Origin of the sequence: Rheinheimera salexigens (assembly GCF_001752395.1) — a bacterium.
In the GTDB taxonomy this organism is placed as follows: domain Bacteria; phylum Pseudomonadota; class Gammaproteobacteria; order Enterobacterales; family Alteromonadaceae; genus Alishewanella; species Alishewanella salexigens.
Genome location: NZ_MKEK01000001.1, coordinates 2,662,100 through 2,684,394, shown reverse-complemented (window position 1 = coordinate 2,684,394; position 22,295 = coordinate 2,662,100). Strand labels below are relative to the sequence as shown.

At 43.3% G+C, this 22,295-nt stretch carries 23 protein-coding genes; 15 read left to right on the top strand and 8 right to left on the bottom strand.

Features of this window, described 5'->3' with window-relative positions:
• Positions 1-124 precede the first annotated feature (124 nt).
• From BI198_RS12160 to BI198_RS12125, 8 genes are all read right to left on the bottom strand, one after another.
• Positions 125-784: a CoA transferase subunit B gene (locus BI198_RS12160; RefSeq protein WP_070049790.1), complete on the bottom strand. Its 660-nt coding sequence runs from the start codon at positions 782-784 to the stop codon at positions 125-127.
• 10 nt (positions 785-794) lie between these two features.
• The gene (locus BI198_RS12155; protein ID WP_070049789.1) at positions 795-1,496 is read right to left on the bottom strand and encodes a CoA transferase subunit A; all 702 of its coding nucleotides are present in this window, start codon (positions 1,494-1,496) and stop codon (positions 795-797) included.
• 35 nt (positions 1,497-1,531) lie between these two features.
• Entirely contained in the window at positions 1,532-2,440 is a 909-nt protein-coding gene (locus BI198_RS12150) for a hydroxymethylglutaryl-CoA lyase (RefSeq protein WP_070049788.1), read from the bottom strand.
• Positions 2,437-4,437, bottom strand: coding sequence for an acetyl/propionyl/methylcrotonyl-CoA carboxylase subunit alpha (locus BI198_RS12145; protein WP_070049787.1), 2,001 nt, complete (start codon positions 4,435-4,437; stop codon positions 2,437-2,439). Before BI198_RS12145 ends, BI198_RS12150 begins: the two co-directional genes overlap by 4 nt.
• Positions 4,438-4,442: 5 nt before the next feature.
• Positions 4,443-5,237, bottom strand: coding sequence for an enoyl-CoA hydratase/isomerase family protein (locus tag BI198_RS12140; RefSeq protein ID WP_070049786.1), 795 nt, complete (start codon positions 5,235-5,237; stop codon positions 4,443-4,445).
• Between the two features lie 341 nt (positions 5,238-5,578).
• The gene (locus BI198_RS12135; RefSeq protein WP_070049785.1) at positions 5,579-7,186 is read right to left on the bottom strand and encodes a carboxyl transferase domain-containing protein; all 1,608 of its coding nucleotides are present in this window, start codon (positions 7,184-7,186) and stop codon (positions 5,579-5,581) included.
• 102 nt (positions 7,187-7,288) lie between these two features.
• Entirely contained in the window at positions 7,289-8,458 is a 1,170-nt protein-coding gene (locus tag BI198_RS12130; protein WP_070049784.1) for an isovaleryl-CoA dehydrogenase, read from the bottom strand.
• Positions 8,455-8,889 (bottom strand): MerR family transcriptional regulator, encoded by a 435-nt coding sequence (locus BI198_RS12125; protein WP_070049783.1) that lies wholly within the window; start codon positions 8,887-8,889, stop codon positions 8,455-8,457. Before BI198_RS12125 ends, BI198_RS12130 begins: the two co-directional genes overlap by 4 nt.
• Positions 8,890-9,162: 273 nt before the next feature.
• Between BI198_RS12125 and BI198_RS12120 the strand changes: the two genes are divergently transcribed.
• The 15 genes from BI198_RS12120 (at position 9,163) to BI198_RS12050 (ending at position 22,184) form a co-directional block, all read left to right on the top strand.
• Positions 9,163-10,344 (top strand): thiolase family protein, encoded by a 1,182-nt coding sequence (locus BI198_RS12120; RefSeq protein WP_070049782.1) that lies wholly within the window; start codon positions 9,163-9,165, stop codon positions 10,342-10,344.
• Between the two features lie 130 nt (positions 10,345-10,474).
• Positions 10,475-11,971 carry a CoA-acylating methylmalonate-semialdehyde dehydrogenase gene (locus tag BI198_RS12115; RefSeq protein ID WP_070049781.1) on the top strand — a complete coding sequence of 499 codons (1,497 nt, stop codon included), beginning with the start codon at positions 10,475-10,477 and terminating at the stop codon, positions 11,969-11,971.
• 300 nt (positions 11,972-12,271) lie between these two features.
• Entirely contained in the window at positions 12,272-13,429 is a 1,158-nt protein-coding gene (locus BI198_RS12110; RefSeq protein WP_070049780.1) for an acyl-CoA dehydrogenase family protein, read from the top strand.
• Positions 13,430-13,530: 101 nt separating this feature from the next.
• Complete coding sequence (locus BI198_RS12105) at positions 13,531-14,304, top strand: enoyl-CoA hydratase (protein ID WP_070049779.1); 774 nt, start codon at positions 13,531-13,533, stop codon at positions 14,302-14,304.
• A gap of 20 nt (positions 14,305-14,324) precedes the next feature.
• The gene (locus tag BI198_RS12100) at positions 14,325-15,461 is read left to right on the top strand and encodes an enoyl-CoA hydratase/isomerase family protein (protein WP_141728881.1); all 1,137 of its coding nucleotides are present in this window, start codon (positions 14,325-14,327) and stop codon (positions 15,459-15,461) included.
• A gap of 12 nt (positions 15,462-15,473) precedes the next feature.
• On the top strand, positions 15,474-16,364 hold the full coding sequence (gene mmsB, locus BI198_RS12095) for a 3-hydroxyisobutyrate dehydrogenase (protein WP_070049777.1): 891 nt from the start codon (positions 15,474-15,476) through the stop codon (positions 16,362-16,364).
• Between the two features lie 535 nt (positions 16,365-16,899).
• Complete coding sequence (locus BI198_RS12090; protein WP_070049776.1) at positions 16,900-17,658, top strand: SDR family oxidoreductase; 759 nt, start codon at positions 16,900-16,902, stop codon at positions 17,656-17,658.
• Between the two features lie 81 nt (positions 17,659-17,739).
• Positions 17,740-18,189 carry a nuclear transport factor 2 family protein gene (locus BI198_RS12085; protein ID WP_070049775.1) on the top strand — a complete coding sequence of 150 codons (450 nt, stop codon included), beginning with the start codon at positions 17,740-17,742 and terminating at the stop codon, positions 18,187-18,189.
• Positions 18,190-18,286: 97 nt separating this feature from the next.
• Positions 18,287-18,634, top strand: a complete 348-nt coding sequence (locus tag BI198_RS12080; protein WP_070049774.1) for a DUF3024 domain-containing protein — start codon at positions 18,287-18,289, stop codon at positions 18,632-18,634.
• A gap of 32 nt (positions 18,635-18,666) precedes the next feature.
• Positions 18,667-19,497: an EcsC family protein gene (locus tag BI198_RS12075; RefSeq protein WP_070049773.1), complete on the top strand. Its 831-nt coding sequence runs from the start codon at positions 18,667-18,669 to the stop codon at positions 19,495-19,497.
• Between the two features lie 116 nt (positions 19,498-19,613).
• A complete protein-coding gene (locus BI198_RS12070) occupies positions 19,614-19,862 on the top strand; it encodes a DUF3297 family protein (RefSeq protein WP_070049772.1) in 249 nt (82 codons plus the stop codon).
• Between the two features lie 289 nt (positions 19,863-20,151).
• Complete coding sequence (locus BI198_RS12065) at positions 20,152-20,490, top strand: hypothetical protein (RefSeq protein WP_070049771.1); 339 nt, start codon at positions 20,152-20,154, stop codon at positions 20,488-20,490.
• Positions 20,491-20,546: 56 nt separating this feature from the next.
• Positions 20,547-20,846, top strand: a complete 300-nt coding sequence (locus BI198_RS12060; protein ID WP_070049770.1) for a hypothetical protein — start codon at positions 20,547-20,549, stop codon at positions 20,844-20,846.
• Between the two features lie 45 nt (positions 20,847-20,891).
• Positions 20,892-21,428 carry a DUF924 family protein gene (locus BI198_RS12055; protein ID WP_070049769.1) on the top strand — a complete coding sequence of 179 codons (537 nt, stop codon included), beginning with the start codon at positions 20,892-20,894 and terminating at the stop codon, positions 21,426-21,428.
• Positions 21,429-22,184 (top strand): alpha-ketoglutarate-dependent dioxygenase AlkB family protein, encoded by a 756-nt coding sequence (locus BI198_RS12050; RefSeq protein WP_070049768.1) that lies wholly within the window; start codon positions 21,429-21,431, stop codon positions 22,182-22,184.
• Positions 22,185-22,295: the final 111 nt, after the last annotated feature.

Below are 22,295 nucleotides of genomic sequence, written 5' to 3'. Positions count from 1 at the left end.
AAAGTAAGCGATAAAAGCAGGGCGGTTGAAAGATAAAATAGCATAAGACAAAACCGACTAGTGTTAGTCATCAGCAATAAAAAAGCTGGCTTAAGCCAGCTTTTTTATTCTAGAGAGAAGAATACTAATTAAACTTCATTTCTGGGATATCACCGTCAACGACCAGTTTACCTGCCGTTTTCTGTTGAATTTCTTCAACTGAAATACCCGGAGCACGCTCTAATAAGTGGAACGCGCCATTACGTACTTCTAATACTGCAAGGTCAGTAACAATTTTCTTAACACAGCCGACACCGGTTAACGGTAGGGTGCAGTCAGTTAATAGTTTACTGTTACCGTACTTATCGGCATGGGTCATGGTGACAACGATGTTTTGTGCGCCTGCTACTAAGTCCATAGCGCCGCCCATACCTTTAATCAATTTACCTGGGATCATCCAGCTGGCAATATTACCGTTTTGATCCACTTCAAAGGCGCCTAATACTGTTAAATCAACATGGCCGCCACGGATCATGGCAAAGCTTTCAGCTGAGTTAAAAATAGCCGCGCCTTTTACGGCAGTAACGGTTTCTTTACCGGCATTAATCATATCAGCATCTAGATTTTCTTCAGTTGGGAATTGCCCCATACCGAGTAAACCATTTTCTGATTGCAGCATCACTTCAATACCTTCTGGTACGTAGTTCGCCACTAAGGTTGGAATACCAATACCTAAATTTACGTAATAACCATCTTGTAGTTCTTGTGCTACGCGCATGGCAACTTGTTCACGAGATAAAGCCATTGTTGCCTCCTTAAGCTTGACGAACGGTGCGACGTTCAATGCGTTTTTCAAAAGTACCTTTGATAACACGTTGCACGTAAATTCCCGGGGTATGAATTTGTGAAGGCTCTAATTCGCCTGGTTCAACAATTTCTTCAACTTCAGCTACCGTTATTTTACCAGCAGTGGCAGCCATGGGGTTGAAGTTCATTGCAGTATGGCGGAACATTAAGTTGCCATAACGGTCAGCTTTCCACGCCCGAACAATGGCAAAATCACCTTGAATTGATTCTTCAAGTACATAGTTGCGGCCATTAATTTCGCGAGTTTCTTTGCCTTCAGCTACAGGAGTACCATAGCCAGTCGCCGTAAAAAATGCAGGGATACCCGCACCGGCTGCACGCATTTTTTCTGCCAAGGTGCCTTGTGGTGTTAGTTCTACTTCTAATTCACCATTAAGCAATTGTTTTTCAAACAACGCATTTTCACCGACATAAGAGGCGATCATTTTTTTAATCTGCCGGTCTTCAAGCAAAATGCCTAAACCAAAGCCATCAACACCACAATTATTGGATACCACGGTTAAATCTTTGGTCGCCATTTTTTTAATTTGTGCGATTAAACCCTCTGGAATACCACATAAACCAAAGCCACCCGCAATAACGGTCATACCGTCTTGCAAGCCTGCCATGGCTTCTTCGTAGCTATTTACGACCTTATTAAACCCTGCCATTTGTTGTCCTCTGTGTTTTCTTAAATCTTAATGCCTTAAGTTGTACTGCACTTAGCTTGCAGCGCCAATCCTACTTTAGAACTAGGCTGCTTGCCTAACTTGTCGGTGATAAACCTGCCAGCTGCCGCTAAGGCATTTAAATCCACGCCATGGCTGATGTCTAAACCATTTAATAAATAGACTACATCTTCAGTTGCGACATTGCCAGATGCACCCGCCGCATAAGGACAACCGCCTAAGCCAGCAACCGCGCTATCAATGACGCTGATGCCACGATTAAGTGCGACATAGATATTACTTAACGCTTGACCATAGGTATCATGAAAATGTACGGCTAGTTTTTCTACCGGAACCACAGCACTAACAGCATCTAGCATTGCCATAACAGTTTTCGGTGTACCGACACCAATAGTGTCGCCTAACGAGATTTCGTAGCAGCCCATATCCAGTAAAGCTTTAGCGACTCGTGCGACTTCACTAGGTGCAACTTCACCTTGATAAGGACAACCAACAACACATGAAACATAACCGCGCACTTTAATGCCATCACGCTTAGCGGCGGCCATTACTGGCTCAAATCTGGCTAAACTTTCGGCTATGCTGCAGTTAATATTTTTTTGACTAAAGGCTTCTGAGGCCGCACCAAAAATGGCGACTTCAGATACATTCGCTAACTTAGCAGATTCGTAGCCTTTTAGATTTGGTGTTAGTGCGGCATAAGTGACATTAGCTTGACGGTCAATACCGGCAAAAACCTCGGCAGAGTCGGCCATTTGTGGCACCCATTTAGGCGAGACAAAAGCACCACTTTCAATGTAGCTATGCCCAGCCGCTGCTAACTGATTAATCAATTCAATTTTGTCAGATGTGCTAACACTGGCTTCATTTTGCAAACCATCTCGAGGGCCAACTTCAACTATTCGAACGCGGGTAGGTAAACTCATTGTTCATCCGCCGTAAAATCAACTAATTCAGCGCCATCTTGCACTAAGTCACCGGCGGCATAAAATACATCATTAACAGTGCCATCGTGGTTGGCTTTAATGCTGTATTCCATTTTCATGGCTTCCATAATCACCAGTGTATCGCCGGCTTTTACTACCGCGCCTTTTTCGACTAATACTGCCACCACAGTGCCGTTCATTGGAGCGGTTAAGCTACCGGCATGTTCAGCGCCATCGGTGTCGGTGGTGACTTCGGTTTGATAGATAAAGTCATAGCGCTGATGTTTTATAAAAACACTAATCGTATCTTGGTACTGATTCACCCGCACTTTGATTCTGCGCTGGTCTATTACCGCGCTCAATTCATCACCGATAAGCTCTGCCTGACAGATTAAGTTTTGCTCTGCTAATTGCACTTGGTAATGTTGGCTGTGCTGCTCAATAGTGACTTGATGCTTTTCATCACCTTTTAATAGCGCAATGCTAACTGTTGGGACTTCATTTAAGCGCCAACCTTGGCTGTGCTGCCAAGGGCTAGAGTGGCCCATGCTTTGCGTTTCGTTATTTTTTTGTTGCTGTAGCACAAATAACGCAGCTAACACTAATGCTTGGTTACTGTTTGCAACATCTTTGGCATCTGCAGGTGCAAATAAGCTGTCGTGATGCTGATTAATAAAGTTGGTATCTAGCTCTGCCGCTTTAAACGCAGGGTGTCCCGCTAAGCTGGTTAAAAAGCTTAGGTTAGTGGTAACACCGGCAATCTGATAATCTTCTAAGGCACGTAACATGCGGTTAATAGCCCGATCACGGTTTTGATCCCATACAATTAATTTTGCGATCATCGGATCATAAAACGGACTGACTTCATCGTTTTCAAGCACACCGGTATCCACCCGCACATAGCGGCTTGGTTTTGGCTGGCGTAAATAGGTTAGTTTACCGGTCGCAGGTAAAAAATCGTTATCAGGATCTTCAGCGTAAATGCGTACTTCAATAGCATGGCCATCAATTTTCACTTGATCTTGGGTCAGGGGTAACGGCTCGCCCGCAGCAATTAATAACTGCCAGTTAACTAAGTCTTGACCAGTAATCATTTCAGTTACTGGATGCTCTACCTGTAGACGGGTGTTCATTTCCATAAAGTAGAAAGAGCCATCTTCATCAAATAAAAACTCAACCGTACCCGCACCACGATAATCTATAGCTTGGGCCGCTTTAACCGCAGCTTCACCCATAGCTTGGCGCTGCTGTTGGCTAAAGTTAGGTGCTGGTGCTTCTTCAATTACTTTTTGATGACGACGTTGAATAGAGCAATCGCGCTCGGCTAAATACACTGCATTTCCGTGATTGTCGGCAAAGACTTGAATTTCTATATGCCGAGGTTTAGTAAGATAGCGCTCTATAAGCATTTTATCATTACCAAAACCAGCCGTTGCTTCACGACGAGCACCAGCAAGTGCGCTAGCGAATTCGTCTTCTGACCACACCACACGCATACCTTTACCACCACCACCGTAAGCGGCTTTAAGTAACTGCGGGTAGCCTATTTTGGCAGATTCTGCCGCTAAGGTGGTATCTGCTTGGTCTTCACCATGATAGCCAGGTACTAGTGGTACACCGGCTTTATGCATAATATTTTTAGCCGCACTTTTTGAACCCATAGCGGTAATAGCGGCCACAGGCGGGCCGATAAAAACAATATTTTCATCCAAACAAGCTTGAGCAAATTGCTCATTTTCAGCTAAAAAGCCATAACCTGGGTGAATAGCTTCTGCGCCACTTTTCTTGGCTATCGCAATAATTTTATCTAAACGTAAGTAAGAATCTTTGCTTGGGGCCGGGCCTAATAAATAAGCTTCATCTGCCATGCGTACATGACGGGCATTGGCATCAGCTTCAGAATAAACTGCAACACAACGAATACCGAGCTTATGAGCTGTATCAATAATACGGCAGGCTATTTCGCCGCGGTTAGCAATCAGAATTTTACGAAACATCAATGTTATTCCTCACTTTGCCAATTAGGTTTACGCTTATTTAAAAATGCGGTTAAGCCTTCTTGACCTTGTTCTGATACCCGAATTTCTGCAATAGCTTGCGTAGTATGAGCAATCACATTATTACCAATCTTACGATTATAAATATTATGGATAAGGGTTTTGGCGGCTTTAATTGCAGCTGGGCTATTTAGTAATAAATTTTGAATAAAGTGTTCAGCACTCTCATCCAACTGATTTTTTGTCACTACTTGATGCAATAAACCTAAATTCAATGCAGTATTAGCGCTAAAACGCTCGGCAGTAATAAAGTAACGACGGCTTTGTCGCTCACCCAAAGCGCGCATCACATACGGGCTAATTACCGCAGGTACTAAACCAATTTTAACTTCACTTAAACAAAAACTGGCATCGTCTGCAGCAATGGCGATATCACAACAAGCTACTAAACCGATTGCACCACCAAAAGCGGCGCCTTGCACTAAAGCGATGCTTGGTTTGGAAAAGCGATCTAATTTATGCATTAACTCGGCAAGTTCGTCGGCGTCATCTAAATTTTGTTGATAATCTTTATCTGCCATAGCGCGCATCCAATTGAGATCGGCACCGGCAGAGAAATTTTTACCATTAGCTTTTAATACTAAAATACGTACCGAATCGTCAGCCGCTAAATTATCTAAAATGCCGATAAGTTCGGCGATCATTTTATCATCAAAGGCATTATGTACCTCAGGACGGTTCAGCGTTAATGTAGCGACGCCGCGGGTATCAATGCTGACTTCTGTGTAAATTAGGTTCATATATTACTCCGAGAGTATTTAACTTTTATGGCTCAAGCATTGCGTTCTAATTAGACCGCACTGGGTACATATCTTCGAATTTGTTACTGCTAGGCTTATTTTAAACCGCTACTGCTGCGTAATTTCAGTATTACTTGCCCAGTTAAATCTGACATTACGCTGCTATCCGGCAGAGCAAGCGCACAGTACACTTTGCTCAGAACCGTGTTTTTCAAGGATGAAAAACCCGAGCCTACAAGGATGTATTTACGGCGTGTTCTGATAAAGTAGTACGGCGCGATTGCGCTTACCTCAGTCACGACCTAATCCATCCTCAATTATTTGCCAAAACACATGCAAAACTACATTCTAAACACGCCAAACTTAGTCTCTTCAATAGGCGCATTTAATGCTGCCGCCATCGCCAAGCCAACTGTCATTCGAGTTTGTGCTGGATCAATAATACCGTCATCCCACAACCGGCCGCTGGCGTAGTAGGGGTGACCTTGTTTTTCATACTGCTCAATAATAGGCTGTTTCAGGGCTTGCTCGGCTTCAGCTGACAAGGTTTCACCTTTACGGGCTAAACCGTCTTTAGTTACTTGCGCCATAACACCTGCGGCTTGCTCGCCACCCATAACGGAAATGCGGGCATTAGGCCACATCCACATCATTGTTGGGTCATAAGCGCGGCCACACATACCGTAGTTACCTGCGCCATAGCTACCGCCAATTAACACGGTAAATTTAGGCACTTTGGCGCAACTTACCGCCATCACCATTTTAGCACCGTGTTTAGCAATACCTTCGGCTTCGTATTTTTTACCCACCATAAAGCCAGTAATGTTTTGCAGAAATAATAAGGGGATTTTTCGCTGGGCACACAGCTCAATAAAGTGGGCACCTTTTTGCGCTGACTCTGAAAACAAGATGCCGTTATTGGCCACAATACCCACAGGGTAACCAAAGATACGGGCAAAACCGCAAACCAGAGTGCTGCCGTAATATTGTTTAAACTCATCAAAATCAGAGCCATCAACAATTCGCGCTATCACTTCTTTAACATCAAACGGTTTACGCAAATCAGTACCGACAATGCCGTATAATTCTTTGGCATCATATAACGGCTCTTGGCTTGGTTTTACTTCAACATTAGCCTGTTGTTGGCGGTTAAAACGAGAAACAGAATTGCGGGCTAACTGTAAAGCATGCTCATCGTTTAGGGCATAATGATCGGCCACACCAGAAATTCTACAGTGCACATCGGCGCCGCCTAATTCTTCTGCTGTTACTTCTTCACCGGTTGCCGCTTTAACTAACGGCGGGCCAGCTAAGAAAATAGTGCCTTGGTCTTTAACAATAATACTCTCATCGGCCATAGCGGGCACATAAGCACCACCAGCGGTACATAAGCCCATTACTACAGCAATTTGTGGAATACCTTTGGCAGACATAGTGGCTTGATTAAAGAAAATACGACCAAAATGTAATTTGTCAGGGAATACTTCGTCTTGGCGCGGTAAGTTAGCACCGCCAGAATCGACTAAATAAATGCAAGGCAAATGACAACGCTCGGCAATTTCTTGAGCGCGTAAATGCTTTTTAACCGTTAGCGGATAATAAGTACCGCCTTTTACCGTGGCATCGTTAGCCACTATCATACATTCAACACCGCTAACCCGACCAATACCGGCAACAATACCGGCACTGGGTACATAGTCGTCATAACATTCCCAGCCAGCAAATTGGCCAACTTCTAAAAATGGTGAACCTGGGTCTAATAGCTTTTGCACTCGTTCACGCACAAACATTTTACCACGGCCAACATGGCGAGCAATAAGCGCTTCACCACCACCGAGTTTAATTTGTTGTACTTTGCTGTTTAGATCATCGACTACGGCTTGCATAGCTGCCGCATTTTTTTGAAATTCCTCAGTGCGAGGATTTATTTTAGACGTAATTTGGGTCACTTAAATTACCTTACACCAGACTTGGTTAGCCAAAGCAGAAGCGTTGGCCTACACCGGACTTAGGACCAAGGCAATGTAGCTTTCGTACATTGCCTCGCTCAACTAGATAGATTCGTTAAATAGTTCGCGGCCAATCAACATGCGACGAATTTCTGACGTACCCGCACCTATTTCATATAATTTAGCATCACGTAATAAGCGCCCAGTAGGGTACTCATTAATATAACCATTACCGCCCAGTAATTGGATAGCGTCTAAGGCCATTTTAGTGGCTAATTCTGCTGCATATAAAATAACCGCAGCGGCATCTTTACGGGTGGTCTCACCGCGATCACAGGCTTTAGCCACAGTGTACACATAGGCTCTAGCTGCGTTCATTTGGGTATACATATCAGCTAATTTGCCCTGTACTAATTGGAATTCACCAATAGCTTGGCCAAATTGCTTACGGTCATGCACATAAGGCACAGCCACATCCATACACGCGGTCATAATGCCCAGTGGACCAGCAGATAATACAACACGCTCGTAGTCTAGGCCGCTCATTAATACTTTTACGCCACTGCCCACTTGGCCTAAAACGTTTTCTGCCGGTACTTCACAATCTTCAAATACTAATTCACAGGTATTTGAGCCGCGCATACCTAATTTATCTAGTTTTTGTGCCGTACTAAAGCCTTTAAAATCACGCTCAACGATAAAGGCTGTAATGCCTTTAGAGCCAGCATTAACGTCGGTTTTAGCATAAATAACTAATACGTCAGCATCTGGACCATTAGTAATCCACATTTTATTGCCATTTAAAATATACTTATCGCCGTGTTTATCAGCGCGTAGTTTCATGCTAACCACGTCAGAACCGGCGTTAGGCTCGCTCATGGCTAGCGCACCTACATGCTCGCCCGAACATAGTTTAGGCAAGTATTTCAATTTTTGCTCTTCAGTACCATTACGAGAAATTTGGTTAACGCATAAGTTAGAGTGAGCACCATAAGATAAAGCCACTGAAGCCGAAGCACGGCTAATTTCTTCCATGGCAATAACATGCTCTAAATAGCCTAAACCTGAGCCACCGTATTTTTCGTCAACAGTAATACCTAATAAACCTAAGTCGCCAAATTTACGCCATAAGTCGGCTGGAAATTCATTATCAATATCAATTTGGCTGGCACGTGGTGCGATTTCTTCACGAGCAAATGCATTAACTTGTTCGCGAATCATATCGACGGTTTCACCTAAGTCGAAGTTAAGGCCTTTATAGCTGCTAATCATGCTTTTTCCCCGTTTACTCGTTCCTGCTGCTGCAGTGTATGTGGTTTGGCATCGGCTAAGATATCTCGGCACCGCTTTTCTACGGTTACCAGCTCCATTAGCACGACTTTGATATCGTCTAATTGCTGATGTAAATCAGCTTTTTTCTGTTCAATTAACTTCATCATGGTATTAAGCTGCGTCACGCTACTTTTATCTACATCATAAAGTTCAAATAATTGTCCTGTTTCGGCCAGACTAAAACCTAAACGTTTGCCACGTAAAATTAGCTTTAAACGTACCCGATCCCGATTGCTATATATGCGGGTCTGCCCCTTACGCAAAGGCATCACTAAGCCTTGGTCTTCGTAAAAACGAATGCTGCGAGTGGTAATGTCGAACTCTTTGGCGAGCTCGCTAATGCTGTAGGTTTTTTCTTCTTTTGTAGTCATGTCTGCCTTCTTAAAAACGCTGCAACTATAAGTGAAGTTTACGTAAAGGTAAAGCAAGCACAAAGCAGCCACCTAGACTGCACGCCAGCGTGAATGCTAACTGTAAAGCAAAGATGCCAAATTGATTAAATTGACTGTACAGAGAGTTGAACCTTAATTGCCGATCACTACCATAGTGTTAGTAGGTTGACGTTGGCGTAAACGTAAATTTGGTGTAGGCTCTGAAACAACTTTTTTTATGAATTTATTTAATAACCAATTTTGGAGAGCATAATGGCGTCTGACAATATCGTAATCGTTGCAGCACAACGTACCGCTATGGGCGGGTTTATGGGTGGCTTATCAGCAGTAGATGCAACTGTGCTGGGTGCAACCGCCATTAGTGCTGCTTTAGCTCAAGCTGGTATTAGCGGTGACAAAGTTAGCGAAGTCATAATGGGTAACGTGTTACCGGCAGGTTTAGGCCAAGCGCCGGCGCGTCAAGCTACATTAAAAGCAGGCTTACCTTTATCAGCGGGTGCTACTACATTGAATAAAGTCTGTGGTTCAGGCTTAAAAGCGGTAATGCTGGCATTTGATTTATTAAAAGCCGGTAGTGCAGATGTAGTAGTCGCGGGTGGCATGGAGTCAATGAGCAATGCACCATACTTATTACCTAAAGCTCGTGGCGGTATGCGTATGGGCCATGCTGAAGTAAAAGATCACATGATGCTTGATGGCTTAGAAAATGCCTATGACGGTAAAGCCATGGGTTGTTTTGCACAAGACACCGCTGACGAAAAAGGTATTACTCGTGAGCAAATGGATGCGTTTGCTGTGCAATCTTTAACGCGCGCGCAACAAGCAATTGAAAGCGGTGCTTTTACCGCTGAGATAGCACCAGTAACCTTTAAAAGCCGTAAAGGTGACAGCACTTTTGCTATTGATGAACAACCAGCTAAAGCTAATTTTGATAAAATTCCAGGTTTGCGTCCGGCCTTCGCCAAAGAAGGCACCATCACGGCAGCCAACTCTAGTTCAATTTCTGATGGCGGTGCAGCATTAATATTAATGCGTGAAGACGATGCCAAAGCACAAGGCTTAACGCCATTAGTGCGCGTAGTAGCCCATGCGACTCACTCTATTGAACCAGCATTATTTACTGTTGCTCCTGTTGGTGCGATGGAAAAAGTATTAGCTAAAGCAGGCTGGGCTAAACAAGATGTCGACTTATGGGAAATTAACGAAGCCTTTGCCATGGTCACTATGCTAGCCATTAAAGAGCTAGGCTTAGACGAAGCTAAAGTAAACGTTAATGGCGGTGCTTGTGCTTTAGGTCATCCTATTGGTGCCTCAGGTGCGCGTATTTTAGTGACTTTAATTCATGCCTTACGCCAACGCGGTCTTAATAAAGGTATCGCCTCATTGTGTATTGGTGGTGGTGAAGGTGTTGCACTGGCTGTTGAAGTCATTTAACCGAAAATTTGTAATATAAATACTGATATATAAGCGATATGTAATTGCTTATATAAACTAAATAGAAAACTGCCAGCAAGATAATAAATCAATATAGCTGGCAGGGCTCCACACAACCGGGAGAAGCTCCATGACCGTTAATGTAAAACTTTTTATTGATGGCGAATTTGTAAATTCAGCCAGCGACAAATTTATCGACGTTACTAATCCAGCAACTCAGGAAGTGATTGCTCAAGTACCTTGTGCCACTCCAGATGAAATGACCCGCGCGGTAGAATCAGCCAAAGCGGCCTTTTTAACTTGGAAAGAAGTACCTGTATCTGAGCGTGCGCGTTTAATGATGCGTTATGCACATTTATTAAAAGAACATCAAGCAGATATTGCTGAGATTATTTGTCAAGAATTAGGCAAAACCATTGAAGATGCCAAAGGCGATGTTTGGCGTGGTATTGAAGTGGTTGAACAAGCCGCTAATATTCCATCGTTAATGATGGGTGAAACGGTAGAGAACGTTGCCCGTAGTATTGATACTTATAGCTACATTCAACCGCTAGGTGTCTGTGCCGGTATTACACCGTTTAACTTTCCCGCCATGATCCCATTGTGGATGTTCCCACTGTCTATTGCTTGCGGTAATACCTTTATTTTAAAACCATCTGAGCAAGATCCAATGACGGTAAATAAACTGGCAGAGCTGTTTGCAGAAGCGGGTGCACCTAAAGGCGTATTACAAGTTGTGCACGGTGCTAAAGAGCAAGTTGATGCCATATTGCATCACCCAGATATTAAAGCTATTTCTTTTGTGGGTTCAGTTAATGTTGGTCAGTATATTTATAAAACAGGTACTGACAACTTAAAACGTGTACAAGCTTTTGCTGGCGCCAAAAACCACATGGTTATTATGCCTGATGCTAATAAACAACAAGTGATTAATGCTTTAGTTGGCGCATCAGTGGGTGCAGCTGGTCAGCGTTGTATGGCTATTTCAGTAGCAGTATTTGTTGGTGATTCTGCAGAGTGGATCCCAGAAGTGGCTGCAGCCATTGGTAAGGTTCGCCCAGGTGTTTACACTGATCCTGACGCAGCCTATGGCCCACAAATTAGCCCACAAGCCCGTGCTCGGGTGTTATCGCTTATTGCCCAAGGTAAAAAAGAAGGCGCAACGTGTCTGTTAGATGGCACAGATTGCACCGTTGAAGGTTACCCAGACGGTAACTGGGTTGGCCCAACTGTATTCTCTGATGTGACTGCTGATATGGAAATTTATAAGCAAGAAATCTTTGGCCCAGTATTAACCACTATGCATGTTGATTCATTAGATGCGGCATTAGAAGTGGTTAACGCCAGCCCATACGGTAACGGTACTTCTATCTTTACCGCTAGCGGTGCAGCTGCGCGTAAGTACCAGCATAATGTTGAAGTGGGTCAAGTCGGTATTAACATTCCTATTCCAGTGCCTCTACCGTTTTTCTCATTTACCGGCTGGAAAGGCTCGTTCTATGGCGATCAACACGCCTATGGCAAGCAGGCAGTGCGTTTTTATACAGAAACTAAAACTATTACTGCTCGTTGGTTTAACGATGATATTCCGGTTTCAGGACCGAATATGTCGATTAATCTGAGTTAAAGTACACAGGTGAGGAGCAGACTTTACTAAACTGACCGTTGGAGGCCATGGATGGCCGGAATCGAGCCCCAGGGACGGTTTACGGCGTGTCAGTGAGTCAAGTGTGTTCCTCGCTGCCCGGTGCAAGCAACCGCTTCCACCGTAACAACACGCAGACCCGCTCGGATCTCCCATCCTCGCTTTTGATTGTCTGCTTAGTTGTTCCGGTTCCGCGTTGCAGTCAGACTCTGGTGCAGGTTCAAAAGGTTAATACGGCGACGTAAGCAAGCAACGAAACCGATTGTATAAGCAGGACACTATATGAATTTTAATTTAACAGAAGACCAACAAGCCTTTGTTGATGTAGCAAAACAATTCTCTGATCAAGAGCTAGCACCCTATGCAGCCGAGTGGGATCGTGAGCACTTTTTTCCTAAGGCCGTTATCCAAAAAGCCGGCGAGCTAGGTTTTTGCTCGTTGTATACGCCAGAACAATACGGTGGTATGGGCTTATCACGTTTAGACTCATCTATTATTTTTGAACAACTGGCGATGGGCTGTACCGCCACTACCGCTATGTTAACCATACATAATATGGCAACGTGGATGATTGCTAACTGGGGTACCGACGCTGCCAGAAGCGAGTATATCGATCAGTTAGTCACCGGTGAACTACTAGCGTCATATTGTTTAACCGAGCCGGGTTCAGGTTCAGACGCGGCCAGTTTACGCACCAGCGCTAAAAAAGACGGCGATGAGTACGTTATTAATGGCTCAAAAATGTTTATCTCAGGTGCCGGTGAAACTGAAGTCTTAGTGGTTATGGCACGTACCGGCGAAGCTGGCCCTAAAGGTATTTCGGCGTTTATTGTTCCGGCCGATGCTAAAGGCGTTATTTATGGTAAAGCCGAAGAGAAAATGGGCTGGAATGCGCAGCCAACACGGTTAATTACTTTTGAAGATGTGCGTATTCCAGCCCACTACTTATTAGGTACAGAAGGCGAAGGTTTTGGTTTTGCCATGAAAGGCTTAGACGGCGGCAGAATTAACATTGCTACTTGTTCTATAGGTACGGCGCAGCAAGCATTAAATACGGCTCGTAACTATATGCTAGAGCGTCAGCAATTTGGTAAGCCATTAGCGGCATTTCAAGCGCTACAATTTAAGTTAGCTGATATGGTAACCGAGCTTGTCGCCGCGCGGCAGTTGGTGCGTTTAGCTGCGTTTAAACTAGACCAACAAGATAGTGAAGCCACCGCGTATTGCGCGATGGCCAAACGTTTCGCAACCGATATTGGCTTTAGTGTTTGTGATCAAGCCCTGCAATTACACGGTGGTTATGGCTACATTAAAGAATACCCATTAGAGCGTCATTTCCGTGATGTACGGGTGCACCAAATTTTAGAAGGTACCAATGAAATTATGCGTTTGATCATTGGTCGTCGAGTGTTAGATCAAGCTGCAGCCGATATTTTGTAGTCAATCTATTAAATATTGGTCAGGTATAGACTGAAAATCGGTAACTAATCCAGTGCTAGCTAATATTTTTTGGTTAGCGCTAGCTGAGATAAGGAAGCATCATGGCACAATTAAAACTAGAAAAGCGTGGGCATACGGCATTAATTACTATTGCCAACCCACCGGCAAATACTTGGACCTTTGAAACTTTAACCCAACTGCGTGACGCGGTAAAAAGCCTAGACGAAGATAAAAACATCTATGCTTTAGTGATTACTGGTGAAGGCGATAAGTTTTTTAGTGCTGGCGCTGATCTTAAATTATTCGCTGATGGCGATAAGGCTGTAGCTAGCGATATGTCGCGGATGTTTGGCGAAGCCTTTGAAACATTAACGGCGTTTAGTGGTGTGTCTATTGCTGCTATCAATGGTTTTGCCATGGGCGGCGGTTTAGAAGTCGCGTTAGCCTGTGACATCCGTATTGCCGAGCAACAAACTGTCATGGCGTTACCTGAAGCCAAAGTTGGCTTGTTACCTTGTGCCGGTGGTACTCAAAACTTAGCCTGGTTAGTGGGCGAGGGCTGGGCAAAACGGATGATTTTATGTGGCGAGCGGGTTAATGCCGAAAAAGCCTTACAAATTGGTTTAATCGAAGAGATGGTTGCCACCGGTGCCGCTTTAGATACGGCATTAGAACTAGCCGAAAAAGCTGCCGAACAAAGCCCACCAGCGGTGAGTGCTTGTAAACTGTTAATTCAACAAGCACGCAGCGGTACCATGCACAGTGCATTAGCCTTAGAGCGCGAACGCTTTGTAGGTTTATTCGATACTAAAGATCAAGTGGAAGGTGTCACGGCATTTTTAGAGAAGCGTAAACCCAATTGGATAAATGGATAATTGGATTAATGGATAAGCACATGACTGACGTAGTTAAATATGTAGAGCTAGATACCCATAACGGCAAAAAAGTTGGCGTCGTTACGCTAAACAGCGAAAAGTCGTTAAACGCCTTAAGCTTGCCAATGGTTGAGTCCATGCTACCGCAATTACAACGCTGGCAGGCAGATCCTAAAATTTGCTTAGTGTTTATGCAAGGTGCCGGTGATAAAGCATTTTGTGCTGGTGGTGATATTCGTGATTTATATCATGCCATGCAACGTCAACCAGGTGAATATGCGCCTGAAGTAGAAGAATTCTTTGCTAAAGAGTATGAGTTAGATTACTTAATTCATACTTTTGATAAACCGGTATTAGTCTGGGGTAACGGTATTGTAATGGGCGGTGGTTTGGGCTTAATGGCTGGCGCATCGCATAAAGTGGTTACCACTACTAGCCGTATCGCTATGCCAGAAATGGCCATTGGTTTATACCCAGATGTTGGCGCAAGCTGGTTTTTAAATCGCATGCCAGCGGGTTGTGGCATCTTTTTGGGTTTAACGGGCGCTTCTATTAATGCGGCTGATGCTAAATTTATTGGCTTAGCCGATCATTTTGTTGTTCATCAGCGTAAAGATGCCTTAATGGATAAGCTATTAACCGTGAACTGGGGCGATACGGTGGTGCTAAACCATCAAAAGCTAAGTGATATTTTACGCACTGAAGAAGACCAATGTCGCAGCCATATGCCGTTAAGTCATATTCGGCCCTATAAAGAAGAAATAGCAGCATTAGCCAATAAAACCGAGTTGCCTCAAGTGATCGCTGCTATTAATGCGATAAATGGTGAAGACGATAAATGGCTAGATAAAGCCAAAGCATCGTTGGCGTATGGCAGCCCGATTACGGCGCATATCGTGTTTAAATTATTACAGCTTGGCCAAAGTAAAATTTTAGCCGACAGCTTTCGGTTAGAGTTAGGTTTAAGTGTGCAATGCGGTAAATTAGGTGAGTTTGCCGAAGGTGTACGAGCGTTATTGATAGAGAAAGATCACCAACCAAAATGGCAATATAAAACTGTTGCCGATGTACCGGCTGAAATTGTGACTGAGTTATTCCGCTCACCATGGACTACAGCTGAACATCCGCTTCGTGAACTTGGACAATTAGAAGACTAAAAGGATCCCAAGATGGCAAAAGTCGCCTTCATCGGCCTTGGTAATATGGGTGGCCCTATGGCCATTAACCTTGCTAAAGCCGGACATCAAGTAACAGCGTTTGATTTATCAGCCTCTGCTTTAGCCCAGGTTAAAGCCGAAGGTGTCGCCAGTGCCGGCTCGGCAATTGCAGCGGTAACCGATGCCGAGTTTGTTATTTCCATGCTACCTGCTGGTAAGCATGTTATTGGCCTCTACCTCGGTGAGCAAGGACTAGCTAATCATATCGCTAAAACAGCGCTAGTTATTGATTGCTCTACTATCGATGCGGCGAGTGCGCGCAAAGTTGGCGCGGGTTTAGCTGAGCACGGTATCGCCTTTATTGACGCACCGGTTTCAGGTGGTGTTGGTGGTGCAAAAGCTGGTACCTTAACCTTTATTACAGGTGGTGCTGCAGCTGATTTTGAGCGAGCCAAAACCGTACTGAGTAATATGGGTAAAAACCTGTTTCATGCCGGTGACATTGGCGCAGGCCAAGTGGCTAAAATTTGTAATAATATGCTGCTAAGTATTCTGATGGCGGGTACATCTGAAGCCCTACAAATGGGTATAGATAACGGTTTAGATCCTAAAGTGTTATCCGATATTATGCTAAAAAGCTCGGGTCGCAACTGGACGCTAGAGCTTTATAACCCCTGCCCAGATGTGATGGAAAACGTACCATCATCAAACGGTTATCAGGGTGGTTTTTTAGTTGATTTAATGGCTAAAGATTTAGGCTTAGCGCTAGAGGCATCATTACAAAGCAATAGTAGTACGCCTATGGGATCATTAGCGCGCAGTTTATATGTTACGCACCAGCGAGCAGGCCACGGCAAGTTAGATTTTTCGAGCATTTTTAAGATGTTTGAGAAGAAGAGCTAAATATAACACTAGCGTAAAGTATCGCCTGCGCGCCGAATGTTTTCTGTGAGACACGCCGTAAATACATCCATGTAGGCTCGTGTTTTTCATCCCTGAAAAACACGGTCTCAGCAGAAAAATTCTATGCACAGGCTGATTTAGCAGAATTAAGCGAGTACGAATGTACTTTTTTCAGAGACCGTTGCAGGCTATGGATGGCCGGAATCGAGCCGCATGGATGGTTTATAGCGTGTTGCAGAAAAATGCACGTAGTATTCGCTCAATATACTGAGTACTTATTTCGATAGAGTAACTCACTTATTTTAGAGTTGTGTCGCGATCTGCAAGTTCGCCGAGTTTTTTCTTTGTGCTGGCTGTTGATGCGCTGTTAACTGACTCAATGTTAGAACTGAGTCAGACGCGGATGTACTTTTTTCTCGACCCTTGGACGCCTGGATGGCGTGCAAAGAGTCTACAGGGAAGTATTTACGACGTGTCATGAAAAAATGTACGCAGTGGCTGACGCTCTCAAACAAAAAACGAACAAGGTAATCACATGAATCTGAAAGACAAAACCATCGTTATAACTGGCGGTGCTCAGGGTCTAGGCCTAGAAATGGCACGTATGTGTGCTGCAGAAGGCGCTAAATTAGCCTTAATTGATATGAATGCCGAGCAGTTAGCTGCGGCTAAAGCAGAACTGTCAGTCAGCACCACCGTTAATACCTACAGTGCCAACGTTGCAAATGAAGCTGAAGTTGAAGCCACTTTTGCCCAAATCGATAGTGATTTTGATGGCATCGACGGCTTAATTAACAACGCGGGTATTTTACGTGACGGTTTATTGCTGAAATTCAAAGACGGTGAAATTCAAAGTAAAATGTCGTTGCAACAATTCCAATCGGTTATCGACGTTAACTTAACAGGTGTCTTCCTATGTGGCCGTGAAGCGGCTGTTGTAATGGTAAAGCGGCAACGTAAAGGCGTTATTATTAATATGTCTAGCGTTGCTCGGGGCGGTAACATGGGCCAAACCAACTATGCAGCTGCTAAAGCAGGCGTAGTGGCTATGACAGTCACTTGGGCACGTGAGTTAGGCCGTTATGGCATTCGCGTGGGTGCAATTGCTCCAGGCGTTATTCGCACCGCTATGACCGACGCTATGAAGCCTGAAATGCGCGAACGTTTAGAGAAAATGAAACCCGTAGGGCGTTTAGGCGAAGCCAACGAAATTGCGCATACGGCAAAATACATTTTTGAAAACGACTTTTTTACTGGCAGAGTGGTAGAAATAGACGGCGGCATAAGTATGTAACTATTGTTACTGCTTAAAAAGTGTTACAAACTAAAGGCGCAATTAGCGCCTTTTTTAATCAGTAATTATAAGGAAATACTAATGAAATTTACTTTATTACTCTCCGCGTTATTTCTAATGCAAACCCTACTAATGCCAACCCTTGCTTTTGCTGATGATAAAGCTGACTTAACCGAATTACTGACTGAATTTCTCGATGGAGCTACTCGAAATGATGCCACTATTCATAATAAATTTTGGGCCGACGAGCTTATTTACACTAGCTCAACCGGCACGCGATTTGGTAAAGCCGAGCTGATGCAAGGCGTTAATGACAGTGGCTTATTAAAATCAGAAAATATTAACACTGTTTATGGCAGTGAAAATGTCCGCATTATGCAATACGGTAACACAGCAGTTGTCGCCTTTGTATTAGTCGGGCGTTCAGGTGTTCAAACCAAGCGCTATTTAAACAGCGGTACCTTTGTTAAGCGTAATGGCCAATGGCAAGCCGTTAACTGGCAAGCAACGATTAAAGCGAATGAGTTGTAGAAATCTATATAGGACAATATAGAAAAAATGACTGATACTAAACACATTGAGTTTTAATTCATGCAACTATGCCTTTTGAGTTAATTGGAGATTAAGGATGGCATTCAGTGAGTTTGAACACGCTAGAGTCGAAAAGTTTGCGACAACTTACATACAACAAAACCGGCCTCCTTTACACATGCGTGACCAGCTTGATATTGGTTATCGTATCAAAGAGCAAAGCATAGAGTTTTTTGAAATACGGCCAAGATTGAATAATAAATCTACTAAAATTGAGCAGCCGATTGCAAAAGCTACCCACATTAAGCAATCAAAAACGTGGCAGATATTTTGGCTGCGCCAAGATCTAAAATGGCATAGTTATGATCCAGTTCCTGAAGTAAGTTCTTTTGAAGAATTTTTAGCCGTGCTAGCAGAAGACGCCCATGGCTGTTTTCGCGGTTAGAATCAATTTAGCATCCAAATAAGGAATTTACCGTGTCTATACAGCAAGATCCTGTTGATTATAAAGACCTTAAAGCAGCCGTAGCGTTATTAGAGTCGCCATCTGTAATCTCGAAAATATCCCATTTAATCGGTTCGCCAATAGAGGGAGCGGTAAAAGCGCTGCCGGCCTCTGTCGCAAAGAAAATAAACGGTGCTGTAGAAGTGGCTTTGCATAAAGCCGCGGGTACCGCATTATGGAGCCTAAATAATAAACCAAAAACGTTAGCCTCACCTAAGCTGCATAAATTTTATGCAGCAACGTCAGGAGCTATTGGCGGAGCATTTGGATTCACTGCGCTGTTAATTGAACTGCCTATTTCAGTAACCATTATGATGCGCTCAGTGGCTGATGTTGCCCGAAGCGAAGGTTTCGATTTAAACAATATTAGCACTAAACAATCCTGCATCGAGGTTTTTGCCCTTGGTGGGCCCAGCAAAATAGATGACGCAGCAGAAACGGGGTATTATATAACTCGCGGTTTTTTAACCCAATCTATGCAGCAGTTGTCTAAAGAATTAGCGGAAATAGCAGCAAAGCAGAGCACTAAAGCTGTTAGTAACTATACCCCCTCACAAGCTGCGAAGTGGCTGGCAGAAATTATAGAGAAAGTTGCAGCGCGATTTGGTATCGTGATAACGAATAAGTTTGCAGCGCAAATTGTTCCGGTTATAGGCGCTGTTACGGGTGCATCTTTAAATACGCTGTTCACTGATTTTTATCAAGACATGGCGCGCGGCCACTTTATTATTAAACGCTTAGAGAGTAAATACGGTTACGAGCCAGTAAAAAATGAATATATCAACATAAAAAATGGCAGATAAATACCTTGCCAGGATGCAAGTGGCTTAATTTACTGACAACGAACAGTGACAGCAGTTCTTGAGCGTTAGGTCTATATTGTCTACAATAGCGCACTTTTATCTACCTTAGGTCAATTATGAACGACACTAAATCGGCACCTGCTTTACCTGATCGCCTTTCGAGCAATCCCCGTAGTCCACACTATGTGGCAGAAGTTTTCGAGCACAATATTGGAATTAAGCTCAACGGCAAAGAGCGTTTCGATGTTGAAGAGTATTGTATCAGCGAAGGTTGGGTAAAAGCCGCTTCGCATAAAGCGCTGGACCGTCGTGGTCAACCGCTTATTATTACGCTTAAAGGTACTGTCGAAGCCTTTTATAGCTAATCTGTGCAATGAAAACCGTTAATCAATGAACAGTATTCCTCATCCTGTTTTGCTGCAACAGCACCTAGATTATCGGTATTGACAGGGTTAAAATCTTATCGTGTTAAAGGGTCTAAACAATTTTAGGCCCTTTTTTATTTTGATACCTAGCCAAACATGATTAAGCTGCTTGAACTAAAAGCTTGGTTTCTATTTCCAACAATGTGTGTAGCATATAAATTAGATCCAAATGCGCGTCGATACTTATCTAGGCACAATTATAGGCACAGCATGAATATATAGGTACAACATGAAAAAGTCAGTTCAAGCTGCATTGTTATCTGCTCTGGTGTATCCGGGTGTTGGCCATTTTTATGTTAAAAAACATGTGATGGGTGCAGTTTTTGTTTGTGCGTTTTCTATACCGTTATATTTTTTTATCAAAGAAATTTTTGCTAAAGCTGAACAGATTGTACAGCAGCTGAAAAGTGTCGAAATACCATTAGATATTGCCGCCATTACACAATCCTTATCAAGTTCAACAACAGGTGTTGCTGCACAAGAATTAAATGTTCAAATATATTTGTTAGTCATTATTTGGCTTATAGCGATAGTCGATTCATATAGGCTTGGGCGTGTCATAACATAAAGCCATTTTACGGATATTCGTTTAATGGCGCGGTTAAACCTTATTAGAGAATCAGCATGAATATAGATAAATCAAAAAAGAGAATTGCCAAAAAAATTAAAATGGGCTTTCAAGGCTATCCTGAATTATCAATTGCTTATTCTGGTAGCCATGCTGATTTAGCACAGCAGGTAACAATTGCATTCGTGGAAGAGCAAGGTGCTGAGCCCATGCTGCAAAGCTTTACAAGCACAGCTGATGCCCGAGAAGACGAAATTATTCAGTCTACAATTGTAAAAGTAATGGAGCGTTCTGGCGCAAAAACCGTGGTCCTTGTACCTGGAGTACTTGTGTCAGGCGTAGAGGGTATAAGCTAGTTTAACGGTAACGTTTATATGGGCGTTACACTTTTAGGAGTGACAATGCACCTAAAAATAATAGAGTTTTGGTTTACTGAAGCGGGTAGGTCAAAGTGGTTTATTAAAAATGACGCCTTTGATCAACATATTCGAACTAGGTTTGCAGCTGTGCATGCTCAAGCCATTCAATGCGAGCTAGCAAGTTGGCGCTGTAGTGCTTTGGGCAGTTTAGCTGAAATTATAGTGTTAGATCAGTTCTCAAGAAATATGTTTCGAGGCCAGCCAGAATCTTTTTTATATGATCCTTTAGCATTGGCCTTAGCACAGAATGCTATTGCTAAAGGTTTAGATGTGGAATTAAGCGCTGAGCAACAATCCTTTTTATATATGCCGTTTATGCACAGTGAGTCTTTGTACATTCAGCAACAAGCAGAGCATTTATTTACCCAGTTGGGTATCAAAGATAGTCTAAAATTTGCTTTAAAACATAAAGCTATAATCGAACAGTTTGGCCGTTATCCACATAGAAATAAAATTTTAGGCCGAGCTTCAACCGAAGAAGAAAAAAAATTTTTATTACAGTCAGGCTCTGGTTTCTAAATGGATTTATTCTCTGAGCTAGACCAGTCAAACCAGCCAAAACTGCCCTTTATCATTTCTGCAGATATCGAATATTCATACCTTTGGCATGACGCTGTGCAAGCCTTTATCCTAAAAGTACCTAATGGCGAATTGATGTTTGCAGAGCATTTTTTTAATCGCAAGGTGAGTGATCGTAGTGTTGAGTATTTTCAACAGAATGACACCCTAGATTGGAAAAACACCAACTGGCAGCAGGTTAGTGAACACGATTTTGCTCAGATAAAATTTACGCATATTAACTGGCAGCGCGATAAAATAAACATGTATGGCAGAAGTCTCTATTTGCCTAGGCTGACTGCTTGGTATGGCGACTCAGGAAAGCGTTATACTTATTCTGGCATTACTTCTAAGCCGAATGCATGGAACCAAGGCTTGCTTTATATCAAGCAAAAAATAGAGCAGGCAACGGCGACGTCCTTTAACAGCGTGCTATTAAATTGGTATCGCAATGGTGATGATCACATGAGTTGGCATGCCGATGACGAACAAGAATTAGGTAAAAACCCTGTTATTGCCTCGGTTAATTTTGGCCAAACACGAGATTTTGTGTTGCGCAGAATGGATGACCCTGCAAAGAAAATAGTAATCGCATTGCCGCACGGCAGCTTATTAGTTATGCGTGGACAGCTGCAACATTATTGGCAACACAGCGTGCCAAAAAGAAAGAAAGTGACTGGCTCGCGGTTTAATTTAACCTTTAGATATATTGTTTAATTGCAAACTTACTATTTAGGTAGAAACTGAGTAAAGAATTGAATTGAAATAGGAACTCGGATAAGGTTTATTCATTAATTTAGGCTAAATCATTGTCTTGAGATTAAGTAT